19 protein-coding genes are annotated in these 22,003 nt (G+C 71.6%); 8 read left to right on the top strand and 11 right to left on the bottom strand.

What is annotated here, in order from left to right; all coding sequences use genetic code 11:
• Positions 1–2 precede the first annotated feature (2 nt).
• Complete coding sequence (locus tag ACWC5O_RS13325) at positions 3–752, bottom strand: ABC transporter permease (protein WP_450580809.1); 750 nt, start codon at positions 750–752, stop codon at positions 3–5.
• A gap of 36 nt (positions 753–788) precedes the next feature.
• Positions 789–1,574: an ABC transporter ATP-binding protein gene (locus ACWC5O_RS13320; protein ID WP_450580808.1), complete on the bottom strand. Its 786-nt coding sequence runs from the start codon at positions 1,572–1,574 to the stop codon at positions 789–791.
• 79 nt (positions 1,575–1,653) lie between these two features.
• On the opposite strand from ACWC5O_RS13320, the gene ACWC5O_RS13315 reads away from it, so the two are divergent.
• The 4 genes from ACWC5O_RS13315 to ACWC5O_RS13300 all read left to right on the top strand — a co-directional run bounded on the left by ACWC5O_RS13315 (position 1,654) and on the right by ACWC5O_RS13300 (position 6,630).
• Positions 1,654–2,295: a TetR/AcrR family transcriptional regulator gene (locus ACWC5O_RS13315; RefSeq protein WP_450580807.1), complete on the top strand. Its 642-nt coding sequence runs from the start codon at positions 1,654–1,656 to the stop codon at positions 2,293–2,295.
• A 122-nt stretch (positions 2,296–2,417) separates the two neighbouring features.
• Complete coding sequence (locus ACWC5O_RS13310) at positions 2,418–3,266, top strand: 3-hydroxyacyl-CoA dehydrogenase family protein (protein ID WP_450580806.1); 849 nt, start codon at positions 2,418–2,420, stop codon at positions 3,264–3,266.
• Between the two features lie 170 nt (positions 3,267–3,436).
• Positions 3,437–3,760, top strand: coding sequence for an STAS domain-containing protein (locus tag ACWC5O_RS13305; RefSeq protein ID WP_014675024.1), 324 nt, complete (start codon positions 3,437–3,439; stop codon positions 3,758–3,760).
• Positions 3,761–4,050: 290 nt separating this feature from the next.
• The gene (locus tag ACWC5O_RS13300) at positions 4,051–6,630 is read left to right on the top strand and encodes an ATP-binding protein (RefSeq protein WP_450580805.1); all 2,580 of its coding nucleotides are present in this window, start codon (positions 4,051–4,053) and stop codon (positions 6,628–6,630) included.
• A gap of 70 nt (positions 6,631–6,700) precedes the next feature.
• Here ACWC5O_RS13300 and nucS read toward each other — a convergent pair whose 3' ends face one another.
• On the bottom strand, positions 6,701–7,372 hold the full coding sequence (gene nucS, locus ACWC5O_RS13295; RefSeq protein WP_450580804.1) for an endonuclease NucS: 672 nt from the start codon (positions 7,370–7,372) through the stop codon (positions 6,701–6,703).
• 299 nt (positions 7,373–7,671) lie between these two features.
• Between nucS and ACWC5O_RS13290 the strand changes: the two genes are divergently transcribed.
• Positions 7,672–8,064, top strand: a complete 393-nt coding sequence (locus tag ACWC5O_RS13290) for an SCO5389 family protein (RefSeq protein WP_031171880.1) — start codon at positions 7,672–7,674, stop codon at positions 8,062–8,064.
• Between the two features lie 116 nt (positions 8,065–8,180).
• Here ACWC5O_RS13290 and ACWC5O_RS13285 read toward each other — a convergent pair whose 3' ends face one another.
• Positions 8,181–9,209 carry an LLM class flavin-dependent oxidoreductase gene (locus ACWC5O_RS13285; RefSeq protein WP_450580803.1) on the bottom strand — a complete coding sequence of 343 codons (1,029 nt, stop codon included), beginning with the start codon at positions 9,207–9,209 and terminating at the stop codon, positions 8,181–8,183.
• Positions 9,210–9,430: 221 nt separating this feature from the next.
• Between ACWC5O_RS13285 and ACWC5O_RS13280 the strand changes: the two genes are divergently transcribed.
• Positions 9,431–9,763 (top strand): ATP/GTP-binding protein, encoded by a 333-nt coding sequence (locus ACWC5O_RS13280; protein WP_450580802.1) that lies wholly within the window; start codon positions 9,431–9,433, stop codon positions 9,761–9,763.
• A gap of 1 nt (position 9,764) precedes the next feature.
• Here the strand turns inward: ACWC5O_RS13280 and ACWC5O_RS13275 are convergent, their stop codons facing one another.
• From ACWC5O_RS13275 to mce, 7 genes are all read right to left on the bottom strand, one after another.
• Complete coding sequence (locus ACWC5O_RS13275) at positions 9,765–10,658, bottom strand: ABC transporter permease (RefSeq protein ID WP_450580801.1); 894 nt, start codon at positions 10,656–10,658, stop codon at positions 9,765–9,767.
• A complete protein-coding gene (locus ACWC5O_RS13270; RefSeq protein ID WP_450580800.1) occupies positions 10,655–11,899 on the bottom strand; it encodes an ABC transporter ATP-binding protein in 1,245 nt (414 codons plus the stop codon). Before ACWC5O_RS13270 ends, ACWC5O_RS13275 begins: the two co-directional genes overlap by 4 nt.
• Positions 11,900–12,030: 131 nt before the next feature.
• Positions 12,031–12,804: an ABC transporter permease subunit gene (locus tag ACWC5O_RS13265; protein ID WP_450580799.1), complete on the bottom strand. Its 774-nt coding sequence runs from the start codon at positions 12,802–12,804 to the stop codon at positions 12,031–12,033.
• A gap of 5 nt (positions 12,805–12,809) precedes the next feature.
• Positions 12,810–13,763, bottom strand: coding sequence for an ABC transporter ATP-binding protein (locus ACWC5O_RS13260; RefSeq protein WP_450580798.1), 954 nt, complete (start codon positions 13,761–13,763; stop codon positions 12,810–12,812).
• Positions 13,764–14,027: 264 nt separating this feature from the next.
• Entirely contained in the window at positions 14,028–14,963 is a 936-nt protein-coding gene (locus ACWC5O_RS13255) for a coiled-coil domain-containing protein (RefSeq protein ID WP_145883621.1), read from the bottom strand.
• A 183-nt stretch (positions 14,964–15,146) separates the two neighbouring features.
• Positions 15,147–18,995 carry a polarized growth protein Scy gene (scy, locus tag ACWC5O_RS13250; protein ID WP_450580797.1) on the bottom strand — a complete coding sequence of 1,283 codons (3,849 nt, stop codon included), beginning with the start codon at positions 18,993–18,995 and terminating at the stop codon, positions 15,147–15,149.
• Positions 18,996–19,201: 206 nt separating this feature from the next.
• Positions 19,202–19,642: a methylmalonyl-CoA epimerase gene (mce, locus tag ACWC5O_RS13245; protein WP_145883619.1), complete on the bottom strand. Its 441-nt coding sequence runs from the start codon at positions 19,640–19,642 to the stop codon at positions 19,202–19,204.
• A gap of 149 nt (positions 19,643–19,791) precedes the next feature.
• On the opposite strand from mce, the gene ACWC5O_RS13240 reads away from it, so the two are divergent.
• Entirely contained in the window at positions 19,792–20,991 is a 1,200-nt protein-coding gene (locus ACWC5O_RS13240) for an acetyl-CoA C-acetyltransferase (RefSeq protein WP_450580796.1), read from the top strand.
• Positions 20,992–21,028: 37 nt separating this feature from the next.
• A complete protein-coding gene (gene meaB, locus ACWC5O_RS13235) occupies positions 21,029–21,985 on the top strand; it encodes a methylmalonyl Co-A mutase-associated GTPase MeaB (protein ID WP_386578951.1) in 957 nt (318 codons plus the stop codon).
• Positions 21,986–22,003 lie beyond the last annotated feature (18 nt).

Here is a 22,003-nt window from a genome sequence, read left to right as displayed (position 1 = left end):
AGTTACGCACCCGCCGTCCGGAACACGCGTGTGCCCACTGTCACGGCGAGCCCCGCGAAGCCGACCGCGACGAGCACGCCGTACAGCATGTGCGCACTCGTGTACTGGCCGACGTACGCGTCGCGCACCGCGTCCACCAGATAGCGGAACGGGACGAAGTGCGAGAGCACGTCCAGCCAGGTGGGCGCGAGCGTCATCGGGAGCATCAGGCCGGACAGCAGCATCGACGGCATCGACAGCGCGTTGATCAGCGGACCGAACTCCTGCGGGGTGCGGACCCGCATGCCCAGCGCGTACGACAGCGAGGCCAGCGAGAGCGTGAGCAGGGCGACGAACCCGAAGCCGATGAGGATGCCCGGCAGGGGTGCGCGCAGGCCCATCACCACCGCGGCGAGCACCAGCAGCACCGCCTGGAAGACGAAGACCGTGGCGTCGCGCAGCACCCGGCCGAGGAGCAGGGCGAGCCGGCTGACGGGCGTCACACGCATCCGCTCGACCACGCCCTGGGCGTTCTCCAAGATGATCGTGAAGCCCGCGAACAGTGCCCCGAACAGCCCGAGTTGGAGGAGCAGCCCGGGCACGAGCACCTGCCAGGAGCTGCCCTTCCCGCCGAGCGGCAGTTCGGTGAGGAGCGGGCCGAAGAAGAGGAGATAGAGGAGCGGGGTCAGCACGCCGAAGAGCAGCGCGAAGCGGGAGCGCAGGGACTGGCGGAGGTAACGGCCGTAGACGAGGCCGGTGTCGTGAAGAAGCATCTCTCTGATTCCGATAGCGGTCCGACGTGAACGGTCCTATACGGCGACGGGGGTGGTGTCGGCCGGGACGGGCCCGCGGCCGGTGATGGCGAGGAAGGTGTCCTGGAGGGTGGCGTCGATCGAGCCGCCGTGCGCCAGCTTGAGCGCGCTCGGCGTGCCGTCGGCCGCGACGACGCCCCGGTCGACGACGACCAGCCGGTCGGCGAGGGCGTCGGCCTCGTCCAGGTAGTGGGTGGTCAGGAAGACCGTGGTGCCGTGCTCGTCGCGCAGCCGGCGGACCAGGTCCCACAGGTCGGCCCGGCTGCCCGGGTCGAGTCCGGTCGTCGGCTCGTCCAGGAACAGCACCTTCGGGCGGTGGGTGAGCGCCATCGCGATGTCGAGCCGGCGCCGCTGTCCGCCGGAGAGGGCGCCCGTCCTCCGGCCGAGCAGTCCGGTGAGGTCGAGCTCCCGGGCGAGTTCCGCGGTGCGCTCGACGGCCTCGGCCTTCGACAGGCGGTACATCCGGGCCTGGGTGACCAGCTCCTCCCGGACGGTGATCTGCGGGTCCACCCCGCCGGACTGGGCTACGTAGCCCGAGGCCCGGCGCACCCCGGCCGGGTCGGTCGCCAGGTCGCACCCGGCGACGGTGGCCGCGCCGCCGGTGGGCTTCAGCAGGGTGGTGAGCATCCGCAGGGTGGTCGTCTTGCCGGCGCCGTTGGGTCCGAGGAAGCCGAGGATCTCGCCTTCGCGGACGGTGAGGTCGACGCATCGCACGGCCTCCACGGGGCCGGATTTCGTCTGGAAGGTGCGGGCCAGTCCGGCCGCGCTGATGACTGCTGCCATGTCCACAGAAAAACAGAGTCCCTGAAATTTTGCAATGACTCCAAGTTTTCAGTGGACCCAGCAAAGTTAGGATGCGGACATGGCTGAGGGGCTCAGGGAGCGGAAGAAACGGCAGACCAGGCAGTACATCTCGGATGTCGCCACGGGTCTGTTCGTCGAGCGAGGCTTCGACGCGGTCACGGTCGCGGAGATCGCCGAGGCCGCGAACGTCTCCGTCAACACCGTCTACAACTACTTCCCGGCGAAGGAGGACCTCTTCTTCGACCGCTCCGCCGGCATGGTCGACCGGCTCGCCCGCTGGGTGCGGGGCCGCCCCGCCGGCGAGTCCGCGGCCGGCGCGGTCCTGCGCGAGCTGCGCGAGGAGGTCGAGGCGGTCTCGCCCCGGGTCGGTCTGATCCCCGGGTACGCGAGCTTCATGCGGGTCATCGAGGAGGCCCCCGTGCTGCGGTCCCGGCTGTGGGCCATCGCCCAGGAGGTCCAGGCCAACCTGGAACTGGCGCTGCGCGAGGAGACCGGCGCGGCCGACGACGACGAACTGCCCACCCTGATGGCGGGTCAGATCGGCTGGGTGCACAGTACGGTCATGTCGGTCATCTCGCGCGAGATGGTCAAGGGGCGCGAACCGTGCGAAGTGTCACGAGAGGCGCTCGTCCTCCTCGACGACATCGAGGACCTGTTGAGCGAAAAGGTCCTCAACTACGCCGTCCGTGGCCCGTCCTGACCCCTGCCGGTGTGATGTCCGTCAATTGAGACGTGACGCGCGTTACTTACCGGTCACACAGCGGCTCCGGAGCGCTATGGTCCGCCGAAGAGCCAGACGTCAACAGCGTTGAGGGAGTCGGAGTGGCACGGAAGCTCGCCGTCATCGGGGCCGGTCTCATGGGATCCGGCATCGCCCAGGTCGCCGCACAGGCGGGCTGGGACGTCGTCCTGCGCGACGTCACCGACGAGGCACTGAAGCGTGGCACCGACGGCATCAAGGCCTCGTACGACAAGTTCGTCGGCAAGGGCAAGCTGGAGGCGCGGGACGCCGAGGCCGCCCTCGCCCGCATCACCGCCACCACCGACCTGGACGCCGCCGCCGACGTGGACATCGTCGTGGAGGCCGTCTTCGAGAAGCTGGAGGTCAAGCACGAGATCTTCTGCGCGCTCGACAAGATCGTGCGCCCGGAGACCGTGCTCGCCTCCAACACCTCCGCCATCCCGATCACCAAGATCGCGGCGGCCACCGAGCACCCCGAGCGGGTCGTCGGTGTGCACTTCTTCTCGCCGGTGCCGATGATGCAGCTCGTCGAGCTCGTCCGCGGCTACAAGACCAGCGACGAAACCCTCGCCACCGCGCGGGAGTTCGCCGAGTCCGTCGGCAAGACCTGCATCGTCGTCAACCGCGATGTCGCCGGGTTCGTGACCACCCGGCTCATCTCCGCCCTCGTCGTCGAGGCGACCAAGCTCTACGAGTCCGGCGTCGCGACGGCCGAGGACATCGACCTCGCCTGCAAGCTGGGCTTCGGTCACGCCATGGGCCCGCTGGCCACCGCGGACCTGACCGGTGTGGACATCCTGCTGCACGCCACCAGCAACATCTACACCGAGTCCCAGGACGAGAAGTTCGCCCCGCCGGAGCTGATGCGCCGGATGGTGGACGCCGGTGACATCGGGCGCAAGAGCGGGCAGGGCTTCTACAAGTACTGACCCGTGCACGACCGGACGCACACCCCGGGAGCGTCACTCCCGGGGGTGAATTCGGTATCGGTTCGCTTACAAGCAGCAACCGCTCTGCCACCCAGGCAGTCAGACGTTGCACAGCACCAGCACCAACACCGTCACGGAGTACGCCACACCGCACTCAACGGGGAGCGCATATGCACATCAGGGGCGACCACGCCGAGCTGGTCGTCGGGGGCCGCCTCGACGTCCGCAGCGCGGCGGACGCCCGTACGGCCCTGCACTCGGCCGTCGACACCGGAGTCGGCGACCTGGTGCTCGACCTGTCCGAACTGGACTCCTGGGACGCCACCGGACTCGGGGTGATCATGGGTGCCCACCGGCGGGCCGGCCGCTGCGGGCGCCGTCTGGTGCTGCGCGGCGTCCCGCCGCAGATGCAGCGCCTGCTGGTGGCCACCCGGCTGCACCGCATCCTCGCCATCGAGGGCGGCATCGGGGTGGAGTCGCTGCCCCGCGTGTGACGCGCCCAGGGTGAACACCCCGATCGGGTGTGAACCGGGCGACGGGGGAGACCCGGACGCAGCTGCCGAAGCACGGCCGTCGAGGGCAATCCTCACCGGACTGTGATGCTTCGGACCGCGCGGCACCCCGCCCTGTCGTAGATACTGTGCGAAGGTTTAGGGTTCGGTCGCCCGCTGCCTCGCAACCCTCGATCGAGCGGGCCCGGACCAGAAGCGACAGCGCTGTGTGCAGCAAGGCCGGGAGGGGCCGATACGTCAGGGCACACGACGCTTTATGGGGGCTTGAACCTATGGACCCGATCACTCCGGGACCCGGGGAGCACGGCCAGGCTCCGAGCCGCCGCCCGCCCCGGGAATCCCTCACCTCCGACTTCGGCCAGAGCACGCCCGCGCTCGCCCGTACGGCGCAGCTGGTCTCCGGCGACTTCCTGCTGACGGTCAATCCGGTCGACGGCAGCGAGATAGAACCGTGCCCGCCGCACGAGCGGCCGGGCCGGCCGCGCAAGCGCACCGCCGCCGAGCGCGCCGAGACCGAGCGCGCCGCCCGGCCGCCCGTGCCGCCGGGTCCGGCGCAGCCCACGCTCGCCCTCCTCGAGCGCCAGGACGACCGCGAACGCCTGGTCCGCCTCCTGGCCCGCGGCCGCTCCGTGCGCCTCACCGGCCCCGCCGGCTCCGGCCGCACCGCCCTGCTCGACCTGGTCGCCGAGGACTGCCTGGACCTCGCCCCCGACGGCGTGATCCACCTCACCGGCTTCCACCGCACGGCCACCGACCTCCTGTACGACCTCTTCCACGCCGTCTACGACGCCCCCCTGTACCGGCCCGAACGGGGCCTGTTGCTCGAACTGGTCGCCGAGATCGGTGCGGTCGTGGTCGTGGACGACCTGGAGTTCGGCGGCGCCGCCCTGGACGAACTGCTCGCCGCCACCCCCGAGTGCGCCTTCCTGCTCGGCGCCACCCCGGACGTCCCCGCGCCCACCGCCGACTCCGACGTCGAGGAGGTCTTCCTCGCCGGCCTGGACCGCGCGGCCGGCGTGGAGATCCTGGAGCGCGCCGTCGGCCGGGTCCTCGCCGAGGAGGAGGCCAACTGGGCCGGCGACCTGTGGTTCGAGTCCGAGGGCCTGCCGCTGCGGTTCGTCCAGGCCGGCGCCCTGCTCCGGCAGCGCGACCAACTGCGCGCCAGCACCGGCGCGGTGGACGAGTACGGCGTCTTCGAGGACGTACGCATCCCCGTCGAGGCACCCCTGGACGCGGTGGAGACGGATGACGTCCCGCTGCCGTCCCTCGGCGAGGCCGCCGCGCCCGCGCCGCTGCTCGCCTCCCGGCTCAGCGCCTCCGCCCGCGCCACCCTCCGCTTCGCCGTCGCCCTCGGCGGCGAGGTGCCGCACCAGGCGCACCTGCCCGCGCTGGTCGGCGACACCCACGCGGACGCCGCGCTCGGTGAACTCGCGAGCTGCGGACTTGTCTCCCCGGTCGGCTCCCGCTACCGCCTCGCGGCCGGTGTGCCGGCCCAGCTGGAGGCCGCCGGCTACGCCGCCGACGCCCCCGCCCAGGCCCTCGCCGCCGCCGAGCACTACGCCTGGTGGGCCGGGCACCCCTCGGTCACGCCCGAGCGGGTGTCCGCCGAGGCCGACGCGCTCCTCGCCGCGCTCGCGGTCGTGGTGCCGGACACCGTGCCTCCGGTCGAGGGCGAGGAGAGCGTCGCGGTACGGCTCGCCCGTACGGCCGCGCCCGCCTTCGCCGCCGGGCTGCACTGGAGCGCCTGGGAACGGGCGCTGCGGTCCGGTGCCGAGGCCTCCCGGCTCTCCGGTGAGGTGTCCGAACAAGCCTGGTTCCACCACGAGTTGGGCATCCTCGCGCTCTGCGGCGGACAGCTCGACCGGGCCCGCGCCGAGCTGGAGTCCTCGGGCGGCCTGCGTGCGGCGCTCGCCGACAAGCGGGGCACCGTCGCCGGGCGCCGGGCCCTGGCCCTGGTCGCCGACCTCGCCGGCGACGTGCCCGGGCCGATGGCGGGCGAGGAGATACCGGACGCCCGCCACGAGGAGTCGGCGTCGCCTCCCGGCGGGGTCCCGGCGCCCTACCCGCCGCCGTACGGCCGCGCCGACGACGCCCTGGTCACCCACCAGCCCCCGGCCCTCAAGCCGCTGGGCGGCATCCGCCGGCTGGCCCGCCGCAACATGGTCGCGGCCGGCTCCGGCGCCCTGCTCGCCGCCGTCCTCGGCACGGTCGTCACGCTCGGCATGACGTCCCACGAGAGCGCGGACAAGAACCCGGCCGGTCAGGTCGGCGTCAATCCGTCCGCGAGCCAGGGACTGGACGACGGCGGCCTGGGTGCGGACCCGAAGAAGGACAGCGGCTCGACGGGCCACGCCGGCACGCCCGCCGGCACCCCGACGGACCCGGGCTCCGACGGCACGTACGGCACCTCGGACGGCCCGTCGTCGCCGTCGGCCACGCCGCGGCCCTCGGGCAGCGCCAAGCCGACCGGCGGCAAGACCTCGGGCACGCCGTCCAAGACGCCCAAGCCGTCGGGCTCGTCCAGCTCGCCGGGCGGCGGCACGACCGGCGGCAGCACCAGCGGCGGCACGACCACCGGTGGCACGACGACCGGTGGCACCGACAGCGGCGGCACCACCTCCGGTGGCACGACGACCGGTGGCACCGACAGCGGCGGCACCACTTCCGGTGGCACGACGACCGGTGGCACCGACACCGGCGGCACGACCACCGGTGGCACCGACAGCGGCGGCACGACCACCGGTGGCACGACGACCGGCACGACCGGAAGCACGACGACCGGTTCGTCGTCCCCCACCTCCAGCGACTCGGCGAGCGCCCCGGTGGGCAGCGGTCCGGCCGTCGTGATGTGACGTCCGGCAGGCACAGCGCAAGGGCGGGTCCGTCACGGACCCGCCCTTGCGCACGTACCCGGAGAGCCGTTCAGAACAGCCGGAGCTTGTCGTCCTCGATGCCCCGCAGGGCGTCGTAGTCAAGGACCTGGCAGTTGATGCCGCGGTCCGTGGCGAGGACCCGGGCCTGGAGCTTGATCTCCTGGGCCGCGAAGACGCCGCGGACCGGGGCGAGATGCGGGTCGCGGTTCAACAGCTCCAGGTAGCGCGTGAGTTGCTCGACGCCGTCGATCTCACCGCGGCGCTTGATCTCCACCGCGACCGTCTGCCCGTCCGCGTCCCGGCACAGGATGTCCACCGGGCCGATCGCGGTCATGTACTCGCGCCGGATGAGGGTGTAGCCCTCGCCCAGCGTCTCGATGCGGTCGGCGAGCAGCTCCTGCAGGTGCGCTTCCACGCCGTCCTTGATCAGACCGGGGTCCACACCGAGTTCGTGCGAGGAGTCGTGGAGGATCTCCTCCATCGTGATGATCAGTTTCTCGCCCGCCTTGTTGACGACGGTCCACACGCCCTCGTCCTCGCCCGTGCCCTCCTTCAGGGTGCAGGGCGGCGACATCCAGTTGAGGGGCTTGTAGGCCCGGTCGTCCGCGTGGATGGAGACGCTGCCGTCCGCCTTGACCAGGATCAGGCGGGGCGCCGAGGGCAGGTGGGCGGTGAGCCGGCCGGCGTAGTCGACCGAGCATCGGGCAATGACGAGACGCATGGTCGGCAACGCTACTCGACACCCACGGGTGGACGCGATTCGCCCTCCCCACCGCCCGCCTCCACCGTCAACCGGGACCCGGTGGGTCACCCCATTCATCCGGGAAACTCTTGTTCATCCCTGGCCGATTGTGTGCCTAAAGGGGCCGTTCCATATACGCATTCTGCTGGTGTGGTCACCTACCGTTGCCTACCGTAGTAAACGGGAGGTCGCGATCTGTGTACTGAGCGTGTTCGAAATCGCGAACTTCCTTATCTGTCAGGCAACCCCTGCTCGTCGGGGGTGCGAGAGGAGAACCCATGTCGCTCGACGTCTCACCGGCCCTACTCGAACAGGCCGAGCGAGGCGAGGTCGACGAAGCAGCATTCGTCGACTGCGTCCGGACCTCCCTGCCCTATGCGTGGGAGATGATCAGCTCCCTGGTGGCCCAGCTGAAGGTGGACGGCGGACCCTTCGCCGACAACCAGACGCCCCCGCCGGACGAGCAGGCACGCGGTCAGCTGCTGCGTGCGCTCGCGAGTGACGCCATACGCGGTGCGCTGCAGCGGCACTTCGGTGTGCGGCTGGCCTTCCAGAACTGCCATCGGGTGGCGGTGTTCCCCCTGGACGCCTCGGCGGACGAGACATTGGCCCGCTTCACCTCGGTGCGCAACCAGTTGCTGAACCAGTCGCCGGAGCTTCGGGACTGCTGACGCGCGGCTCCCGTGCTCCCGGCTCGGTGAGCCGCTTGCTTGCCGCTCCATCCGCGGGGAGGTGCGTTCGTACTGGGGCGGCAAGCGCTCTACGGCAGAAGGGAGTCGGCGGCCGGTCAGCGCAGCTGGGGCAGCACCTCGGCGCCCAGTCGCCGCAGGTTCTCCTCCGTCGCCGCGAGGTCGCCCGACCCCTCGACGAGCAGGGCGAACCGGGAGATCCCGGTGCGCTCCGAGGTGGCCGCGAGCCGGTCGGCGGCCAGCCGCGGGGTGCCCACCGGGTGCAGCCCGCAGAGCAGTTCGGTGTACGCGAGCGGATCGCGCATCGCACGCATCCGGCCATCGACCGTGACATGGGCGTCGAGGCCCTGTTTGAGCCACCCCGGCATCGCCTTCAGGAGTGCCTCCGCCGCGTCCGTGCGCCGGTCGGCGATCTGGCAGACGCCGGCCGAGACATGGGCGGCACCCGCGATCTCCTCGGCCGGCCGTCCCGCGGCCCGCGCGAACTGCCGCCACAGGGCGACCATCTCGGCCTTTTCCTCGTCCCCGATGTGCATGCCGAGCAGCATCGGCAGCCCGCGCTCGGCGGCCAGCCGCACGCTCGCCGGCGAGGTGCAGGCGACGACGACTTCGGGGCCGGGGGTCTCCGTCAGTGCTTCCGACGGGCGCGGTACGACGGGCACCTCACGGAAGGAGAACCGTTTACCCGAAGCCGACACCGACGGTTCGCGCAGCCAGCGCACCAGCAGATCGAGTGATTCCGGGAACCCGTGCTCGTACGCGTCGAGGCCCGTGCCGAACACCTCCAGGTCCACCCACGGCCCGCCGCGCCCCACGCCCAGCGTGAACCGTCCGCCGCTTGTCATATGCAGCAGCGCGGCCTGTTCGCCGAGTGCGACCGGGTGCGCGGTGGGCAGCACACTGACCGCCGTGCCGACCCGGATACGCTGGGTGCGGCCGAGCAGCAGCGCGGCCAGGGTGATCGCTGACGGGCATGTGCCGTACGGCACGAAGTGGTGCTCGGCCAGCCACACCGTGTCCAGCCCGGCCTCCTCGGAGACCTCCGCCGAGCGGACCGCCCGGTAAAGGGCCTCCCCCGGCCCCTGGCCCGGGAACTGGGCCGCCAGCACAAAACTTCCTACGTGCATCGCTCTTCCTGCTTCCTCGGCTCCGACCGGAGCTCCCCCAACCGGCATAACCGTCTGACACGTGCCTAGGACACGGCCTGGCGGGGAGATTTGCGGATTGTCTGCAGAATGGGCCGCCCTGGAGGGGGACTTGTACGGGTTGGCGCGCTACGGGTACCCCGGTCGGGGCCGCGTAGGCTGGATGCAGCCCGTGCTTCCTGTATAGCCCCGAGAGGTGTCCCGTGTCCCCGCGTCGCAACCGACCGAAGGCAGCCGGATCGTCCGGGCGCAGCGCCGAGGACGACTCGGCCGGCCGGTACGGCGGCTGGCAGTCCACGGAGAGCTGGCAGGGCGAGGAGTGGAGCGTGCGCCATGTCGCCGGGGCGAGCGCCGAGGGCAAGACCTACCGCTGCCCCGGCTGCGACCAGATGATCTCCTCCGGTGTCCCGCACGTGGTGGCCTGGCCGGAGCACGCGGGCGTCGACGACCGCCGCCACTGGCACAAGGCGTGCTGGAACGCGAAGGACCGCCGCACCATCCGGGTGCAGCGGTCCCGTAACGCGCCGAGGTTCTGAGCTACACGTCCCGGCTCTGCAGCAGCGCGTAGGCGCCGGCGTAGGCCGCGGCCGTCACGCCCAGGATGATCCACAGCGGGTCCCAGCCCGTCGGGCCGGACTGGCTCAGGGTGTTGTTGTAGAAGACGCCCATCTGGCTCGGGATCGAGTACTCGAGCAGTGCCTTCTGCACCTTCTCCAGCGACGACGCGTTCATGAACAGCGCGATCACCAGCGGGGCGAGCACCGCGCCGATCATGATCGTGATGGCGCCCGCGGAGTGCCGGATGATCGAGCCGACGAGCAGCGAGACCAGCCCGAGCAGAGCGATGTAGAGGCTGATGCCGACCGTGGCCTTCAGCCACTCCCCGGTGGACGGGGTGCTGGCGCCGTGGCCCTCCAGCATGGACGTGTGCACCATCGCCACGAACGACACGGTGACCAGCGTCACCACGAAGGCGATCGCGAAGAACACGATCGACTTGGCGGCCAGCACCCGGCCCCGGCTCGGGCACGCGGTCATCGTCGTACGGATCATGCCCGTTCCGTACTCGGAGGCCGTGGTCAGCACGCCGAGCGTGATGATGCACATCATGCCGATCAGCAGGCCGAAGAAGCCCAGGGTCAGCGGGCTCTGGCCGGACAGGTCGCCGGAGCCCCGCACCGCGATACCGGCCAGCAGGCCGATGCCGACCACGAGCAGGATGAAGACACCGAGCGTCCACATCGTCGAACGCACCGACTTGATCTTCGTCCACTCGGACGCCAGCGCGTGCCCGAGGTGCGTGCGCACCACCGGGATCGGCGAGTTGTAACCGGGGTACGGACCGCCGGGCGCCGATGGGGGTCCCCCCGGCCGAGCGGAGCCGAGAGCGGGGGAGGGTGCCTGCGGCATCGGGGGCTGGTGCGTGCTCATCGGGCGTCCTCGGACTTGGTCAGGTCGGCGGCCGGGGCCGCAGGAGCGGGCTGGGACGGTGCTGCGGCCGGGGCCGGGGGAGCGGCCGTCGGAGGCTGCCCCTGCGGGGCCGCGTACGGGTTGGGCGCACCCGCGCCCGCAGCGTCGTACGCGCCGGCGGGCGCACCGCCGTACGGCCCCGAGGGCGCCGTCGGCATCGCGAACGGCTGCCCGCCCTGCTGGGGCGGCGGCGGGGCGTACCAGCCCGGCTGGCCCTGGCCCGGCACCGGCATGGGCGGCTGGGCGCCGGGCGGCAGGGGCTGCTGCAGGCCCGCCTTCTGGTCGATGGTCGAGCGGTAGTCGACGGCGCCCTGCGTCATCCGCATGTACGCCTCCTCCAGCGAGGCCTGGTGCGGCGACAGCTCCCACAGCCGTACGTCCGCCTCGTGCGCGAGGTCGCTGATCCGGGGCAGCGGCAGCCCGGTCACGCGCAGCGCGCCGTCCTGCTCCGGGAGCACGTGGCCGCCCGCCTCGGTGAGCGCGGAGGACAGCTTCTCGCGCAGCTGCGGCTCGGTGTCCGGGGTGCGCACCCGCGCGAAGTCCGCGGAGTTGGCCGAGATGAAGTCCGTCACGCTCATGTCGGCGAGCAGCTGTCCGCGCCCGATCACGATGAGGTGGTCGGCGGTCAGCGCCATCTCGCTCATCAGGTGCGAGGAGACGAAGACCGTACGGCCCTCGGCCGCGAGGGCCTTCATCAGGTTGCGCACCCAGAGGATGCCCTCGGGGTCGAGGCCGTTGACCGGCTCGTCGAAGAGCAGCACCTGGGGGTCGCCGAGCAGCGCGGCCGCGATGCCGAGGCGCTGGCCCATGCCGAGCGAGAAGCCCTTGGAACGTTTCCTCGCCACCTCCTGGAGGCCGACGACCCCGAGCACCTCGTCCACCCGCCGGGCCGGGATGCCCGACAGCTGGGCGAGGCTCAGCAGGTGGTTGCGGGCGGCCCGGCCGCCGTGCACCGCCTTGGCGTCGAGCAGCGCGCCCACCTGGCGGGGGGCGTTGGGCAGCTTGCGGTACGGATAACCGCCGATGGTCACCGCGCCGGACGTGGGGTTGTCCAGCCCGAGGATCATCCGCATGGTCGTCGACTTGCCCGAGCCGTTGGGCCCGAGGAAGCCGGTCACGGCTCCCGGTCGCACCTGGAAGGAAAGGTTGTACACGGCGGTCTTGTCGCCGTAGCGCTTGGTAAGGCCTACAGCCTCGATCATGCTCCGCACCCATCGAAAGGTTCAGGACAGCGGGGCACACGCCCCCGTAAGGGTTAGGAGGATATCCGGGCGCTGACGGTTCCACCCAAGAGTAAGTAAAGACAAGCCATCACGGAGCGTGGACCGAAGGCCTACTGGGCGTCCCGGCGTTTCAGCAGGACGTAACCGCCCGCGACCGCCGCGATCACCCACAGCGCCATGATGCCCAGCCCGCCCCAGGGGCCGTAGGGCGTGTCGTCGCCGACTCTCGGCACCACCTGCATGATCCGGCTGCCGGCCTGGTCGGGCAGGAAGCGGCCGACCTTCTTCGTGGCGTCGACGTTGCCGAGGATGTTGGAGATCAGGAAGAAGAACGGCATCAGGATGCCGAGCGAGAGCATCGGGGAGCGCAGCATCGTGGCGACGCCCATGGAGAACATCGCGATGAGGGTCATGTAGAGCCCGCTGCCGATCACCGCGCGCAGCACGCCGGGGTCGCCGATCCGGGTGCCGAGGTCGCCGAGCATCGCCTGTCCGAGGAAGAAGGCGGCGAAGCCGGTGACCATGCCCACGGCCAGGGCGAGCGCGCCGGCCACGGCGATCTTGCTGAACAGGAAGGTGCCGCGCTGCGGCACGGCGGCCAGCGAGACGCGGATCATGCCGGTGCTGTACTCGTTGGAGACGACGAGCACCCCGAACACGATCAGGGCCAGCTGGCCGAGCGTCATGCCCGCGAAGCTGATGACCGTCGGGTCGAAGGAGAGCCGCTCCCGCAGCGGCATGTTCTCGTACTGGCTCTTCGACAGCGCGGAGATGAGCGTCCCCAGAGCGAGCGTGACCACCACGGCGAGGGACAGTGTCCACACCGTGGAGGCGACGGACCGGATCTTGGTCCATTCCGACCGGATGACCTGATGGGCTGCCATGGGCCTCAGACCCCCTTCCAGCCGGCGCCCCAGTCCTGCGGGACGGAATCGGGCGCGGCGTGCGCGTGGTACTCCACCGACTCCGCCGTCAGCTGCATGAACGCCTCCTCCAGCGAGGCCTGCCGCGGGCTCAGTTCGTGCAGCACGATCCCGTACCGCGTGGCCAGCTCCCCGATCCGCTCGGCCTTGCCGCCCGCCACCTCCAGCGCGTCGCCGCCCGCCTCCACGACGGTGATGCCGTCCTCGTGCAGCACGTCCAGGAGCCGTTCACGCTGCGGGGAGCGGATCCGTACATAACTGCGCGCGTTCTGCCGGATGAAGTCCGCCATGGAGGTGTCGGCGAGCAGCCGCCCCTGCCCGATGACCACCAGATGATCGGCGGTCAGCGCCATCTCGCTCATCAGATGACTGGAGACGAACACGGTCCGCCCCTGTGTGGCCAGCGACTTCATCAGGTTCCGGATCCAGTGGATGCCCTCGGGGTCGAGCCCGTTGACCGGCTCGTCGAACATCAGGATCCGCGGATCACCGAGCAGCGCGGCCGCGATCCCGAGCCGCTGGCCCATGCCGTACGAGAACCCCTTGGCCTTCTTCCGGGCCACGGCGGTGAGCCCGACGATGTCGAGCACTTCGGCCACCCGCCGCCTCGGGATCCCGTTGCTCTGTGCGAGGCACAGCAGATGGTTGAACGCGGTGCGCCCCCCGTGCACGGCCTTCGCGTCCAGCAGGGCCCCGATGTACGTCAGCGGGTCCTTCAGCTGGGCGTAGTGCAGTCCGTCGATCCGGACGTCCCCGGCGGTCGGCCGGTCCAGCCCGAGGATCATGCGCATGGTCGTGGACTTGCCGGCGCCGTTGGGCCCGAGAAACCCGGTGACGATGCCGGGCCTGACCGTGAAGGTGAGGCCGTCGACCGCCACCTTCTCGCCGTACCGCTTGGTCAGCCCCGTCAGCTCGATCATGCGGCCACGCTAAGACGGGTGTTGGGCGGCTGCCACTCGGGCGGTCGGAGGGAGTCCGTGCGCCCCTGCCGGCGGGAGCGGCGGCGACTCGACGCCCTGCCCGGAAGGCACCACACCCACTCTCATCCTCGCGTTCCTGCTGACCTTCGTCGGTGTCGGCGTCCTGGCCCGCGCGATCCAGTCCTGGGACTGCGCCAGGACATGCGCAAGGGGCGGCGGGACCGAGTCCCACCGCCCCTCACGGCGTCGTACGACTACCCGTGCCTACCGGGACTGCTGCGCCGGAACGCCCCGGGAGATCGGCTCGTCCTCGGCGGGGGAGCCGGCCGCGGCCACCGCGGCACCGGTCAGCGTGGCGAGCATCTCGCGGACGTTCGTCAGCTGGGCGTTGATGCTGTCGCGGCGGTTGGTGAGAGCGGCCAGCTCGCGCTCGGATTCCGAGCGGATGCGGTCGGCCTTGGCGTTGGCGTCGGCCACGATGTCCTCGGCCTGACGCTGGGCCGTCTCCACCGTCTGGCGGGCGCGGCGCTCGGCGTCCGTGCGCAGCTTCTCCGCCTCCAGACGGAGCTGCTCGGCGCGGTGCTCGATCTCGGCGAGGCGCTTCTCGGCCTTCTGCTGGCGGGAGGCCAGGTCGCGCTCGGACTGCTCGCGGCGCTTGGCGAGGTTCGTCTCGAAGTCGGCGGCGGCCTGCGCGGCCTTGGCGCGGGTCTCCTCGAAGAGGGCGTCCGCCTCCTCGCGCTTGGACTGCGCGTCCTTCTGCGCCTCGGAGCGCAGCTGGGCGGCGTCGCTCTTGGCCTTCTCGACGATCCGGACGCCCTCGTCCTCGGCCTTGGCCTTGCGCTCCGCAGCGAACGATTCTGCGTCGTTGCGCACCTGCTGGGCCGCCGACTCGGCCAGCTCGCGGTGCTGCTCGGCCGCGCGCCGGGCCTCTTCGCGCAGATCCTTGGCCTCTTCCTCGGCGAGGCGCAGGATCTTCTCGACACGCGCACCGAGACCGGCGTACGACGGCTCGGCGTCGGTCACCTGGGCCTGGGCGTTCTGCGTCTCGAGGTGGAGCTCCTCGATGCGCTTTTCCAGAGCGGTGATGCGGGCGAGAGCGCTGTCACGGTCGGAGACGAGCTTGGAGATGCGTTCGTCCACCTGAGCGCGGTCGTACCCACGCCGCACAAGCTCGAAGCCGTAGGGGGAAGTGTCGCTCATGGGGTTCCTGTCGAAAGAGACCGGTGAGGTGATAGGGGGAATCCTAGGGGCCGAAGCGGTGTGTCATCGAGCGGATACGTGTTTGATCTGGAGAATGACACCTCTTTTGAGTGGCTGACCGCGGGACGGCTTGCCAAAGACCGGGACAAAGCCCCCAGAAGACACCGGAATCCGTGCCGCCCGCTAGCCGTCCGACGACTTGCCACCCGATCGGGGGGCGCCCACGGTGGCGCCCGCCTTGACTCCACCGTCCTTGCCCGCCGACGGCGCCTCAAAGGACTCCAACGCCTCCAGCACGTCCTGGACACGGGAGATCTCGGCGTTGATGTCCTCGCGCCGGCGCACCAGGATCTCCAGTTCGCGCTTTCCTTCCTCGACCGTGCGCCGGGCCTCGCGGATCGCCTCGGCCTTCAGCGCCTCGGCCTCCTTGATCAGGGACGCCTTCTTCTGCTCGGCCTCCTTGAGCAGGCCCTCCGCCTTCCTGACGGCGGCGATCCGGACCTTGCCCGCCTCGGAGTTGGCCTCCGACACCAGCTCCTTGGCCTTCGCCTGGGCCTTGGCCAGCTGCTCCTCGGCCGCCTTGATCAGCGCGTCGCAACGGTCGCCGGTGGACTTCATCGTCTCGGCGGCCTCGCGGCGGGCCCGCTCGTGCAGCTCCTCGATCTCGGTGGTGATGCGGTCGCGCAGCTCCGCCGCGCGCTCCCTTATGGCGGTCGCGTCCCGGCGGGCGCCGACCAGCAGCTCGTCCGCGTCGGTACGGGACTTCTCGACCAGCGAGTTGCCCTCGACGGTCGCCTCGGAGACGAGCCGCTCGGCCTCGCTGCGGGCCGCGCCCACCATCGTGTCGGCCTGCGACTCCGCGTCCGCGGTGGTCTTCAGCGCCTGCTGCTGGGCCTCGGTGAGCAGCTTGTCCGCCTCGGCCGCGGTCTCCGTGATGAGTGTGTCGACCTGCTCGGCCGCCTCCGAGCGCCGCTTGTTGGCGTCCTTGCGGGCCTCGTCGAGGGTCCGCTCGGCCTCCTCGCGCGCGGAGTTGACCAGCCGCTCGGCCGCCGCCTCCGCGTCCGCCCGCAGCCGCTCCGCCTCGCCCCGCAGCCGCTCCGCGTGCTGCTGGGCCGAGCCGACCGTCTCGGCGGCCTCGGCCCGCAGCCGCTCCGCGTCGTCGGTGGCGTCCGCCATGAGCTGCTCGGCGCCCGCGACGGCCTCGGCACGGACCCGGTCCGCCTCGGCGACCGTCTCCGCCTGGAGCCGCTCCGCCTCGCTGCGCGCCTCGGTGATGAGCGTGTCCGCCTGCGTCGCCGCGTCCGAGCGGATGCGGTTGGCGTCCTCGCGGGCGTCCGCCCGGGTGCGCGCCGCGGCCTGGTCGGCCTCGGCGAGCGCGTCCGACGCCTCCGTGCGCACCCGCTGGGCGTGCGCGGCCGCGTCCGAGCGCAGCCGCTCGGACTCCGCGAGCGCGTCGGTGACCGTACGCTCGGCGAGCGCCTTGGCGGCCGCCGCCTCCTCGTTCGCCTCGCGCCGCACCCGCGACGCGTCCTCGCTCGCCCGCTCCCGCTCGGCGTAGGCGTCGGCGCGGACCCGGTCCGCCTCCTCCTCGGCCTCCCTGCGGGTACGGTCCGCCGCGTGCTCGGCGGCCGAACGCAGCCCGGTGATCTCCTCCTGCGCCTGCTCGTGCAGCCCGGCGACGGAGTCCCGTACCTGCTGCGCGTGCTGCTCGGCGGCGGACACCATCTCGGTGGCGCGCCGGTCGGCCTCCTCGACCAGCCGGGTCGCCTCGGTCTGCGCGTCCTCCACGCGCCTGCGCGCCGAGGCCAGCAGCTCCTCGCTCTGCTCCCGGGCCCGCTCGCGCTCCTGGTCGGCCTCGGACCGCGCGGCACCGAGCAGTTCCTCGGCCTCGCGGCGGCGCCGGGCGGCCTCCTCCTGCGCGGCGGCCAGCGTCTCGGACGCCTCCGTGCCGAGCCGCTCGGCGGCGGCCTGCGCCTCCGCACGGACCCGGTCGGCGGTGTCCTGGGCCTCCGCCTTCAGCCGCTCGGCCTCGGCCGCGGCCTCCGAACGCAGACGTACGGCGATGGCCTCGCCCTCGGCGCGCGAGGCGGACGCGTCGGACGCGGCCTCCGTGCGCAGCCGTTCGGCCTCGGCCTCGGCCTGCTGCTGGAGCGTACGGATCCGCTCGGCGGACTCGGCGCGCAGCCGCTCGGTCTCCTCGGCGGCCTCCCGGCGGATCCGGGCCGCCTCCTCGCGGGCGTCGGCGAGCGCCTGCTCGGCCGCCGCCAGCCGCTCCTGGGTCTCCGTCTGCAGCCGGGTCAGTTCCTCCGCGGCCTCGGCGCGACGGGCCTCGGCCGCGCGCTCGGTCTCCGCGCGCAGCTCACGCGCGGCCTGCTCGGCGTCCGACCGGACCGCCTCGGCCTGCTCACCGGCCTCCTCGCGGAGCCGCTCGGCCTCCTTGCGGGTGCGGTCCAGGGTCTCCTCGGCCTGCCGGCGCAGCGCGGTGGCCCGCTCGATCGCCTCGGTGCGGACCTTCTCGCTGTCCGTGGTCGCCTTCTGCCGCAGCTCGTCGGCGTCCGCCTTGGCCTTGGCCAGCAGCTCCTCGGCGGACTTGGCCGCCTCCTCGATCTGCACCACGGCCTCGCGGCGGGCCTCGGCGCGGATGGACTCGCCCTCGGCGACCGCGTCGGCGCGCAGCTGCTCGGCCTCACCGCGCAGCCGGCGGGCCTCCTCCTGCAGCTCGACCGTCTTGGCGCGGTACTCCTTGGTGTCGTCCTTCGCCGCGCCCTTGAGCTGCTCGGCGATGTCGTGCGCCTCGGCGCGCAGCCGGTCCGCCTCGGCCTCGGCCTCCGTGCGGATCCGCTCGGCCTCCTCGGCGGCGGCCTTGGTGGTGTTCTTGGCCTCCTCCGACGCCTTGTTGAGGACGTCCTCGGCGGTCTTGGCGGCCTTGGACAGCTGGGTCGCGCTCTCCTCGGCGGTGATCGTACGGGCCTTCTCGGAGGCCTCCGCGACGATCTTCTCGGCCTCGGCACGGGCGTCCGCGACCAGCTGCTCGGCGTCCGCCTTGGTGGTCTCGGCCTCCTTGGTGGCCTCGCTGACCAGCCGGGCGACCTGCTCCTTGGCCGTACGCGTACGCGTCTCGTTGGCGGCCTCGGCGCTCGACAGGGTCTTGGCGGCGGCCTGCTCGGCCTCCGTGACCAGCTTCTCGGCCTCGGCCTGCGCCTTGCGCAGCGCCTCCTCGGCCTGCGCCATGCGCTCCTCGGCGGCCCGGCTCAGCTCGGAGGCCTGCCGACGGGCTGCGTCCGACTCGCTGGCGGTGGAGTTGCGCAGCTGCTCGGCGTGGTCGGCGGCCTCCTGGGCCTGCGTGGAGGCCGCGTTCAGCAGCCGCTCGGCGTCCGCGCGGGCGCGGCGCAGGATCTGCTCGGCCTCCGCACGCGCCGCCTCGGCGTCGTTCTGCAGCCGCTGCCGGGCCTCACCCGTCAGCCGTTCGGCCTCGGCGCGGGCGGCGGCCATGGCCTGCTCGGCCTCGGCGCGGGACTCGTCGAGGAGCCGGCGGGCCTGCGACTCGCTGCGGGCGCGCAGCTGCTCGGCCCACGCCACGTTCTCGTTGACGTGCGACTCGACGGTCTGCCGGCGCTCGGCCAGTTCCTGGTCCAGCTGCTGCCGGCGGGTGACCGCCTCCTGGTGCAGCTCGGCCTGGAGCCGGGCGGCCTGCTCCGCGTGCTCCTGCAGGATGCGCTGGGTCTGCGCCCGGGCCTGGCTCAGCTCCCGCTCGGCGTCCTGGCGCAGCTGGTCGGCCTGGATCTGGGCATTACGGAGCAACTGCTCGGCCTGATAACCGATGTCACCGCCGTCGTAGGCGGGCCGGGTCATCAGGGTGCGTCGCGCCTCGTGCAGCTTGGCGCGCAGCACCTCGACCTGGTAGCCGAGGTCCTCGGCGTGCTGGATCGCCTTTTCCCGCTCGGTCTTCAGCCGCTTCATCTCGGCCTCGAACCGAGAGAGGTGGTCGACGTCAGCCGCCGGCTCTCGCTCCTGGCTCTCGTAGCCCCGCACTGCGCGGTCCCATCCGTCCCCTGGTCAGCTTCTCCAACGAGCTCCGTCCATCCGCCGAACGGGGCCCCCGGGGAATGGTGTCAGATCAACGGCGGAGCACGGGCTGCTGCCCCGACGCTCGTCCCCCGAAAACCCGGACCCCGGCATGCGGTCGTCCCGGTTGAGAGACGACCGCCCCCAACCCTACCGGCCCTTATGTACGGGGGTCAGTGCTCGGGCGACTCAACAGGGGCCGAAGTGACCAGTTCTGTCAGGACACCGTGGCAGTCCTTGGGGTGCAGGAAGGTGATCCGCGACCCCATGGAGCCGCGTCGTGGCTCGTCGTACAGAACGCGTACGCCCTTGCCGCGGATCTCCTCGGAGTCCCCGTCCACATCCGCCGTACCGAAAGCGATGTGGTGGACGCCCTCCCCGTTCTTCGCCAGCCACTTGCCGACCGCGGAGTCCTCGCGGGTCGGCTCCAGCAGCTGGAGGTAGGAGGCGCCGCCGTCGGACGTCTCGTTGATCTTGAGCATGGCCTCCCGCACGCCCTGCTCCTCGTTGACCTCGGTGTGGAACACCTCGAAGCCGTAGGTGGCCTTGTAGAACTCGACGGTCGCGTCGAGGTCGTGACAGGCGATCCCGATGTGGTCGATTCGCGTCAGCATGGATTCAGTGCAGCGCTACGGAGGTGGTTACGCAACGTGCGCGCGATCACACCGACGGGCCGATGACGGCACGGAGTGCCACTCAGTACATTCGAAGTAAACCCTCGTTCACTCCTCGGCTCCTTGTAGCTGGAAGGGGATCGCAGCTCATGTCTTCTGGAACGACCAGCTCGGTGATCGTCGCGGGCGCGCGTACGCCCATGGGGCGACTGCTGGGCTCGCTGAAGTCCTTCTCCGGAGCCGACCTCGGCGGCTTCGCGATCAAGGCCGCCCTCGACCGTGCGGGGATCGGCGGCGACCAGGTGCAGTACGTGATCATGGGCCAGGTGCTCCAGGCCGGGGCGGGGCAGATCCCGGCCCGCCAGGCCGCGGTCAAGGCCGGCATCCCGATGAGCGTCCCGGCGCTCACCGTCAACAAGGTGTGCCTCTCCGGCCTGGACGCGATCGCCCTCGCCGACCAGCTGATCCGCGCCGGCGAGTTCGACATCGTGGTCGCCGGCGGCCAGGAGTCCATGACCAACGCCCCCCACCTGCTGCCGAAGTCCCGCGAGGGCTTCAAGTACGGCGCGGTGGAGATGCTCGACGCGATGGCCTACGACGGCCTGACCGACTCCTTCGAGGGCGTCGCCATGGGCGAGTCGACGGAGAAGCACAACACGCGTCTCGGCATCCGGCGTCCCGAGCAGGACGAGATCGCCGCCCTGTCCCACCAGCGGGCCGCCGCCGCGCAGAAGAACGGCGTCTTCGAGGCCGAGATCACCCCGGTCGAGATCCCGCAGCGCAAGGGCGAGCCGGTCGTCTTCAGCAAGGACGAGGGCATCCGCGGCGACACGACCGTGGAGTCCCTGGGCAAGCTGCGCCCGGCCTTCGCCAAGGACGGCACGATCACCGCCGGCACCTCCTCGCAGATCTCGGACGGTGCGGCGGCCGTGGTCGTGATGAGCAAGGCCAAGGCCGAGGAGCTGGGCCTGGAGTGGCTCGCCGAGATCGGCGCCCACGGCAACGTGGCCGGGCCGGACAACTCGCTGCAGTCCCAGCCCTCCAACGCCATCCAGCACGCCCTGAAGAAGGAGGGCCTGGAGGTCTCCGACCTGGACCTCGTCGAGATCAACGAGGCGTTCGCCGCGGTCGCCGTGCAGTCAATGAAGGACCTCGGCGTATCCACGGAAAAGGTGAACGTCAACGGTGGCGCCATCGCGCTGGGCCACCCGATCGGTATGTCCGGCGCCCGTCTCGTGCTCCACTTGGCGCTGGAGCTCAAGCGCCGGGGCGGCGGCGTCGGCGCGGCCGCGCTGTGCGGTGGCGGCGGCCAGGGTGACGCACTGATCGTGCGGGTACCGAAGGCCTGAGTTTCAGTTACGTCTGTGAAGTGATCGGAGCTGTTTGATGCAGGACGTCTCCTCTCTGGTGGCCCAGGCCAGGGAAGGCCGGCCGCGGGCCGTGGCCCGGCTCATCTCCCTGGTGGAGGGGGCGTCCCCGCAGCTCAGGGAGGTCATGGCGGCGCTGGCCCCGCTGACCGGAAACGCCTACGTGGTCGGTCTGACGGGCTCGCCCGGCGTCGGCAAGTCCACCTCCACCTCCGCCCTCGTCACGGCGTACCGCAAGCAGGGCAAGCGGGTCGGCGTCCTGGCCGTCGACCCGTCGTCCCCGTTCTCCGGCGGCGCCCTGCTCGGCGACCGGGTGCGCATGTCGGACCATGCCTCCGACCCCGGCGTCTACATCCGCTCCATGGCCACGCGCGGCCACCTCGGCGGCCTCGCCTGGGCCGCGCCCCAGGCGATCCGTGTCCTGGACGCGGCGGGCTGCGACGTGATCCTGGTCGAGACGGTCGGCGTCGGCCAGTCGGAGGTGGAGATCGCCTCCCAGGCCGACACCTCCGTCGTCCTGCTGGCCCCCGGCATGGGCGACGGCATCCAGGCGGCCAAGGCCGGCATCCTCGAGATCGGCGACGTCTACGTCGTCAACAAGGCGGACCGGGACGGCGCCGACGCCACCGCCCGCGAGCTGAACCACATGCTGGGCCTGGGCGAGGCCCGCGGCCCCGGCGACTGGCGCCCGCCCATCGTCAAGACGGTCGCGGCCCGCGCCGAGGGCGTCGACGAGGTGGTCGAGGCCCTGGAGAAGCACCGCGCCTGGATGGAGGAGCACGGCGTCCTCGACGAGCGCCGCAAGGCCCGTGCGGCCCGCGAGGTGGAGACGATCGCGGTCACGGCCCTGCGTGAACGCATCGGCGACCTCCACGGCGACCGCCGCCTGAGCACCCTCGCGGAACGCATCGTGGCGGGCGAACTGGACCCGTACCGCGCGGCGGACGAACTGGTGACGGGGCTGACCGAGGGCTGAGCGGGCTCGGCGCCCTGG

This window comes from Streptomyces sp. NPDC001450 (assembly GCF_053597295.1).
The sequence above is the reverse complement of the archived record's forward strand: the minus strand, read 5'-3'. Positions and strand labels throughout refer to the sequence as shown.

What these genes read in the sequence shown, in the direction of transcription:
- ACWC5O_RS13325 (WP_450580809.1), bottom strand. Translation starts at nt 752, where the DNA reads ATGCTTCTTCACGACACCGGCCTCGTCTACGGCCGTTACCTCCGCCAG.
- ACWC5O_RS13320 (WP_450580808.1), bottom strand. Translation starts at nt 1,574, where the DNA reads ATGGCAGCAGTCATCAGCGCGGCCGGACTGGCCCGCACCTTCCAGACG.
- ACWC5O_RS13315 (WP_450580807.1), top strand. Translation starts at nt 1,654, where the DNA reads ATGGCTGAGGGGCTCAGGGAGCGGAAGAAACGGCAGACCAGGCAGTAC.
- ACWC5O_RS13305 (WP_014675024.1), top strand. Translation starts at nt 3,437, where the DNA reads ATGCACATCAGGGGCGACCACGCCGAGCTGGTCGTCGGGGGCCGCCTC.
- ACWC5O_RS13300 (WP_450580805.1), top strand. Translation starts at nt 4,051, where the DNA reads ATGGACCCGATCACTCCGGGACCCGGGGAGCACGGCCAGGCTCCGAGC.
- nucS (WP_450580804.1), bottom strand. Translation starts at nt 7,372, where the DNA reads ATGCGTCTCGTCATTGCCCGATGCTCGGTCGACTACGCCGGCCGGCTC.
- ACWC5O_RS13290 (WP_031171880.1), top strand. Translation starts at nt 7,672, where the DNA reads ATGTCGCTCGACGTCTCACCGGCCCTACTCGAACAGGCCGAGCGAGGC.
- ACWC5O_RS13285 (WP_450580803.1), bottom strand. Translation starts at nt 9,209, where the DNA reads ATGCACGTAGGAAGTTTTGTGCTGGCGGCCCAGTTCCCGGGCCAGGGG.
- ACWC5O_RS13275 (WP_450580801.1), bottom strand. Translation starts at nt 10,658, where the DNA reads ATGAGCACGCACCAGCCCCCGATGCCGCAGGCACCCTCCCCCGCTCTC.
- ACWC5O_RS13270 (WP_450580800.1), bottom strand. Translation starts at nt 11,899, where the DNA reads ATGATCGAGGCTGTAGGCCTTACCAAGCGCTACGGCGACAAGACCGCC.
- ACWC5O_RS13265 (WP_450580799.1), bottom strand. Translation starts at nt 12,804, where the DNA reads ATGGCAGCCCATCAGGTCATCCGGTCGGAATGGACCAAGATCCGGTCC.
- ACWC5O_RS13260 (WP_450580798.1), bottom strand. Translation starts at nt 13,763, where the DNA reads ATGATCGAGCTGACGGGGCTGACCAAGCGGTACGGCGAGAAGGTGGCG.
- ACWC5O_RS13255 (WP_145883621.1), bottom strand. Translation starts at nt 14,963, where the DNA reads ATGAGCGACACTTCCCCCTACGGCTTCGAGCTTGTGCGGCGTGGGTAC.
- mce (WP_145883619.1), bottom strand. Translation starts at nt 19,642, where the DNA reads ATGCTGACGCGAATCGACCACATCGGGATCGCCTGTCACGACCTCGAC.
- ACWC5O_RS13240 (WP_450580796.1), top strand. Translation starts at nt 19,792, where the DNA reads ATGTCTTCTGGAACGACCAGCTCGGTGATCGTCGCGGGCGCGCGTACG.
- meaB (WP_386578951.1), top strand. Translation starts at nt 21,029, where the DNA reads ATGCAGGACGTCTCCTCTCTGGTGGCCCAGGCCAGGGAAGGCCGGCCG.